Source organism: Longimicrobiaceae bacterium (assembly GCA_035696245.1).
Classification (GTDB): Bacteria; Gemmatimonadota; Gemmatimonadetes; order Longimicrobiales; family Longimicrobiaceae; genus DASRQW01.
On the sequence record DASRQW010000484.1, the window covers coordinates 1 to 4426 of the forward strand.

A 4426-nucleotide genomic window follows, 5' to 3' on the forward strand; every position below is an offset into this window, starting at 1 on the left:
AGATGCGGGAGATGCGGGAGATGCGGGAGATGCGGGAGATGCGGGAGATGCGGGAGATGCGGGAGATGCGGGAGATGCGGGAGATGCGGGAGATGCGGGAGATGCGGGAGATGCGGGAGATGCGGGAGATGCGGGAGATGCGGAATGTTCGACGTGCGGGGGCAGCGAAGGAAGTCCACTGATATACGGGGACGTCGGCGGCGATGCGATCCGCCGCTACGCGGGTTCCGCGGAGAGGCGGCGTTTCTCCAGCGCGGCGCCGATGCGGGTCTTGAGGATGAGCGGGTCGAAGGGCTTGGCGAGGTAGTCCTCCGCGCCCATCTCCAGGCACCGGCTCACGCTCTCCCCCTCGTCGAGCGCGGAGATCACGATCACCGGCAGGCTCCGCAGCGCCGCGTCGGCCTTGAGCTGGTGCAGCACCTGGAAGCCGTCCACCTCGGGCATGATGATGTCCAGCAGCATCAGGTCGAAGCCGCCCCCGCGCGCCATCGCCAGGCCGGGCAGCCCGCCGTCCGCGGTTTCCACCGCGTAGCCGAGGCGGCCGAGCAGGCGCACCAGCAAGTCGCGGTTGACCTGGCTGTCGTCCACCACCAGCACCCGGCCGCGATTGGCGGTTGCCACGCGCCCGGCGCCCCCGGCGGAGCGGAAGCGCTCGACCACCTCGCGCACGTCGTCCGGCGCCTCGGCCGGCTCGTCTCCCGCGCCCAGCAGCTCCAGCAACAGCACCAGGTCGTTCACCAGCTCCACCACGTATCTCCCCGCCTGGGCCACCTGGCCCAGCTCGTCCAGCAGCCGCGCCTGCGCGGCCGCAGCGGGGTCCTCGGCCAGCAGCTCCACGTGGGCGAGCACGGCCGCCACGGCGGGCCGCAGGTACGCCCCCAGCCGGGCCGACACCGCCTCCCACTCGCTGGGGAACTTGCCCGTCGCCACGCGCGACAGGTCCAGCACGTCGGCCACCAGCGGCGGGAGCAGCCGGCCCGCCTCGTGGATGCGCTGCACGGCGGACCGCGTCCACCCGTCGCCGGCAGCGGGCGTCTCGGCCGCCAGCGCGCCGCTCAGCCCCAGCAGCGCCTCGACGGGGATCGACAGCTCCTCGCGCAGCTGCGCCAGCACGCGCGGGCCGGCGCGCAGCGGGTCCCGCAGCCGCGCCTCGGCCACGCGCGCGAGCAGGGCCGCGCGCGGGCTGGCGTCGCCGCTCACGTGCCGGCGCTCCCCAGCAGGCGGGCCACCTTCTCCAGCAGCCGGTCGATGTCGATGGGCTTGGTGTCGTAGTCGTCGCACCCCGCCGCCAGCGCCTGCTCGCGGTCGCCCGCCATGGCGTGCGCGGTGAGCGCGATCACCGGCACGCCGCGCGTGGATGGGTCGGCCTTCAGCTCGCGCGCCGCCGTCCAGCCGTCCTTCACCGGCAGGCTCATGTCCAGGAGGATGAGGTCCGGCAGCTCGGCCCGCGCCAGGTCCACCGCCTCCTGCCCGTCCACCGCCAGCAGCAGCCCGAAGCCGCGCCGGGTGAGGCGCCGCGCCAGCATCTCGCGGTTCAGGTCGTTGTCCTCCACCAGCAGGATCGTGGTCATGGGCGGCGGCGGGTGAGCGGATGGCGCCGGGCGCGCGCGTTCACGCGGATGCGCCGGCGGGGGCGGCCAGCGCGGCGGCGTACTTCTCGGGCACCTCGCCGGCCAGTTCCGCCAGGCGGCGGGCGGCGGTGGCCACGTGGCGCAGGTCCGCGACCGCGTGCTCCGCGCCGGCCGGCACGGCCTCCAGCAGCGCCTCGGCCGAAGCGGCGATGCCGCGCGCGGGGCCGGCGCAGCCCTCGCGAACCTGCGCCGCCAGTTCCTCCAGCCCCGCCCGCGCGGCCGCGGAGTCCGGCCGGAGGAGCCGGTTGACGTCCGCCGCCAGCTCGGTGGCGCCGGCCTGGATCTCCTCCAGCGCCGCCCGCATGCCGTCCACGACCGAGCGGTCGTCCTCGTCGTCCAGCAGGATGCCGGAGAAGCCGATGACGGCCGTGAGCGGCGTCAGCAGCTCGTGCCGCACCTGCCCCAGCGCGCCGCGGTCCAGCGCCCCCGCCTCCACGTCGGGATCGTGCATCCTTCCCTCCATGCGTGGCGCGTGAGCGAAGCCGTGGAACCGCCGACAACATAGATCCCCACCCCCGCACGCGCCAAGCGGACGCCCCCGCCGCGTCCAGCGTCACTCGCGATCTCCGGCGGGCCGGCTCCGTTCCCGCATCCCGCTCATCCTGCCGACAGATTTCGCCGCGCACCGGAGCGATGGCTCTACTTCGCTGCGCATCCCGCAGCATCGGCCGAACGCGCAAATCGTTGCGCACCATCCACCTACCCGGTTCGTCCCGAACGGTACGGCGGTTGCTGGAGATGCGGCGCCCGCGCTCGTCGTGCGGACCGCGAGATTCCGCTCCCTCATCCGCCCGCACTTGAGCCACACGCTCGCCTCCACGCTGCGCAAAGTGCAGCGGTTCATCCCCGCCCCGCTGGTCCCGGCAGAGGCGTTCCGGCGGGTGCTGGCCACGGCGTCCGCCCTGCCGGCGGCGCTGAGCAACGGCATCTACATGGAATGCCGGCTCGCGGGGGATGACCAGCGGGTGGACCTCGTCCTTAACGTGGACGACCGGGGCCGCGCGATCATCAACGGCGACAACCCTTTCGCGCGCCTGCACAACGCGATTGGCGACGACCCGGCGTGGACGGCGGTTCGCGAGCTTTGCGCGGAGTGGGCGAATCCCGCGTCGCCGCTCGCGGAGCACATCCGCCGCATCTGGCTGGAGCTGGACGACGGCGGTTCGGGAGATGGGAAGCCGGCGATCCCCGCCCCCGGCGTCTTCGTCAAGCTCGCGCCCGAGCGCCGCGAAACGCTTTCGCCGGAAAGATGGAGCGAGACGGCGGCGGCCGTGCTCCGGCCTCTGTATGGCGGGCCGCTGCCTGACCGCGTCGCATCGACATTGGAGCGCTGCTTCCGCGAGCTGCCCGGCGACGCGTTCGTCTACTATCTCGGCTCCTTCCGCTCCCGTGGCACCGACGCCGTGCGCCTCTGCGTGGTGGACGTGACGGAAGATGCGCTGCCGGACTACCTGCGCCGCATCGGCTACGCGGACTGGCAGGGCGTCGGCGAGCTGGTGACGCAGATGCATCCTCCGCACGGCGAGCCGCGTCCGCAGCTGAAGCTGGTGCAGCTGGAGATCGGCGACGAGGTCGGCGAGCGGATCGGGCTGGAGTACGTGCTGGACCGCCCCGCGCAGATGCGGGGCGGCGTCCGCGAGCGCGGCTTCGTGGAGATGCTGGTCGCGCGGGGCCTGTGCACGCCCGCGCGGCGCGACGGCCTGCTGGCCTGGCCGGGATACACCTTCGAGGAGCTGGACCACGAGCTTTGGCCCAGCCTGGTGCGCCGCCGCGTGAACCACGTGAAGCTGGTGCACCGGCCCGGCCGCCCGCTGGAAGCGAAGGGCTACATCTGCCTGTTCCACCAGTTCCACCGGCGCGCCGCGCCACACACACGGGAGGTTGGAGATGGAAGACGCACGCTCGTCCCTGCTTGAATCCGCAGCCAACGCCGCCACCGCCGAGCTGTCCGACGACGACCTCGACGAGGTGGCGGGCGGACTCGCCCGCGCCTGGCTCGGCGGCGCTTCGGCCGAGGCCGCGCGCGTCTAGCCCGCGCACGCTCGCAGGCCGACGGCGTAAAGCCTCGGACGGCAGCCCTCGCCCGCACCCGTTCACCCGCACGTCCGCGCATCGCAGATAGAGCGAGGGCTCTATCTGTAGAGGTCCAGCGCGCCCGGCAATCCGCACCGATGGCGACCACGGGCGGGAAAACATTCGTGCACTGGCGTTTACGGACGCCGGTGCACGGGCGTTTTCGGGTATGGCGATTGCCCCAGCCATACGTTCCGGCAGGGCCCCGGAAGGCTTCCATCCACAAGGCGGTGCAGAGTGTCACAGCAACAGACCACGGCGTCCGGCGGGCAGACCCGCTGGGACCCCATCCTGGCCCGCGCGGCGTCCGACACGGCCGTACGCAACGGGCTTCTGAGCGACCCGCGGGGCACCATCCGGGCGGAGTTCGGCATCGAGCTTCCGCGCGACTTCCAGGTCCGCTTCGTGGAGAAGGGCGCCGCGCTCGACGTGGTGCTCGCCGCCGCGCCGGACCCCGACGGCGGGCTCTCGGAAGACGAGCTGGACTCCGTGGCCGGGGGCGTGGACGGGGCCTGGGAAGACCCCAACAACCCGCCGCCTCCCCCGCCGCCGCCCCCCGGAGGGTGATCCGGCAGCGGAGCCGCGAAGGCGCGGCTCCACGGGAGGGGTGAGGGAAACCAGGCTTTTCGGGAGGGCGCGCGGAGAACCGCCGCGCCCTCCCACATCCGCAACACGGAACGCATGCCGCACTCTCGGCGAACGGGCCGGGCGCGGGCGCCCCG

7 protein-coding genes are annotated in these 4426 nt (G+C 73.2%); 4 read left to right on the forward strand and 3 right to left on the reverse strand.

From position 1 onward, the window contains the following. On the forward strand, window positions 1-307 hold a 307-nt coding region (locus VFE05_21655; protein ID HET6232696.1), incomplete at its 5' end, for a hypothetical protein. Here VFE05_21655 and VFE05_21660 read toward each other — a convergent pair. The 3 genes from VFE05_21660 to VFE05_21670 are packed head-to-tail and all read right to left on the reverse strand — an operon-like array spanning window position 217 to window position 2082. Next, window positions 217-1200, reverse strand: a complete 984-nt coding sequence (locus tag VFE05_21660; GenBank protein ID HET6232697.1) for a response regulator — start codon at window positions 1198-1200, stop codon at window positions 217-219. The genes VFE05_21655 and VFE05_21660 overlap by 91 nt on opposite strands. After that, complete coding sequence (locus tag VFE05_21665) at window positions 1197-1571, reverse strand: response regulator (protein ID HET6232698.1); 375 nt, start codon at window positions 1569-1571, stop codon at window positions 1197-1199. Before VFE05_21665 ends, VFE05_21660 begins: the two co-directional genes overlap by 4 nt. Window positions 1572-1611: 40 nt before the next feature. Beyond that, a complete protein-coding gene (locus VFE05_21670) occupies window positions 1612-2082 on the reverse strand; it encodes a histidine kinase dimerization/phospho-acceptor domain-containing protein (protein ID HET6232699.1) in 471 nt (156 codons plus the stop codon). A 307-nt stretch (window positions 2083-2389) separates the two neighbouring features. Between VFE05_21670 and VFE05_21675 the strand changes: the two genes are divergently transcribed. From VFE05_21675 to VFE05_21685, 3 genes are all read left to right on the forward strand, one after another. Continuing rightward, the gene (locus VFE05_21675; GenBank protein ID HET6232700.1) at window positions 2390-3547 is read left to right on the forward strand and encodes a hypothetical protein; all 1158 of its coding nucleotides are present in this window, start codon (window positions 2390-2392) and stop codon (window positions 3545-3547) included. After that, complete coding sequence (locus VFE05_21680) at window positions 3519-3662, forward strand: hypothetical protein (protein HET6232701.1); 144 nt, start codon at window positions 3519-3521, stop codon at window positions 3660-3662. Before VFE05_21675 ends, VFE05_21680 begins: the two co-directional genes overlap by 29 nt. A gap of 279 nt (window positions 3663-3941) precedes the next feature. Beyond that, window positions 3942-4271 carry a hypothetical protein gene (locus tag VFE05_21685; GenBank protein HET6232702.1) on the forward strand — a complete coding sequence of 110 codons (330 nt, stop codon included), beginning with the start codon at window positions 3942-3944 and terminating at the stop codon, window positions 4269-4271. The last annotated feature ends 155 nt before the right edge of the window (window positions 4272-4426 follow it).

Coding starts and splice junctions, on each gene's coding strand:
- VFE05_21670 (HET6232699.1), bottom strand. CDS start 2,082: ATGCACGATCCCGACGTGGAGGCGGGGGCGCTGGACCGCGGCGCGCTG.
- VFE05_21680 (HET6232701.1), top strand. CDS start 3,519: ATGGAAGACGCACGCTCGTCCCTGCTTGAATCCGCAGCCAACGCCGCC.
- VFE05_21665 (HET6232698.1), bottom strand. CDS start 1,571: ATGACCACGATCCTGCTGGTGGAGGACAACGACCTGAACCGCGAGATG.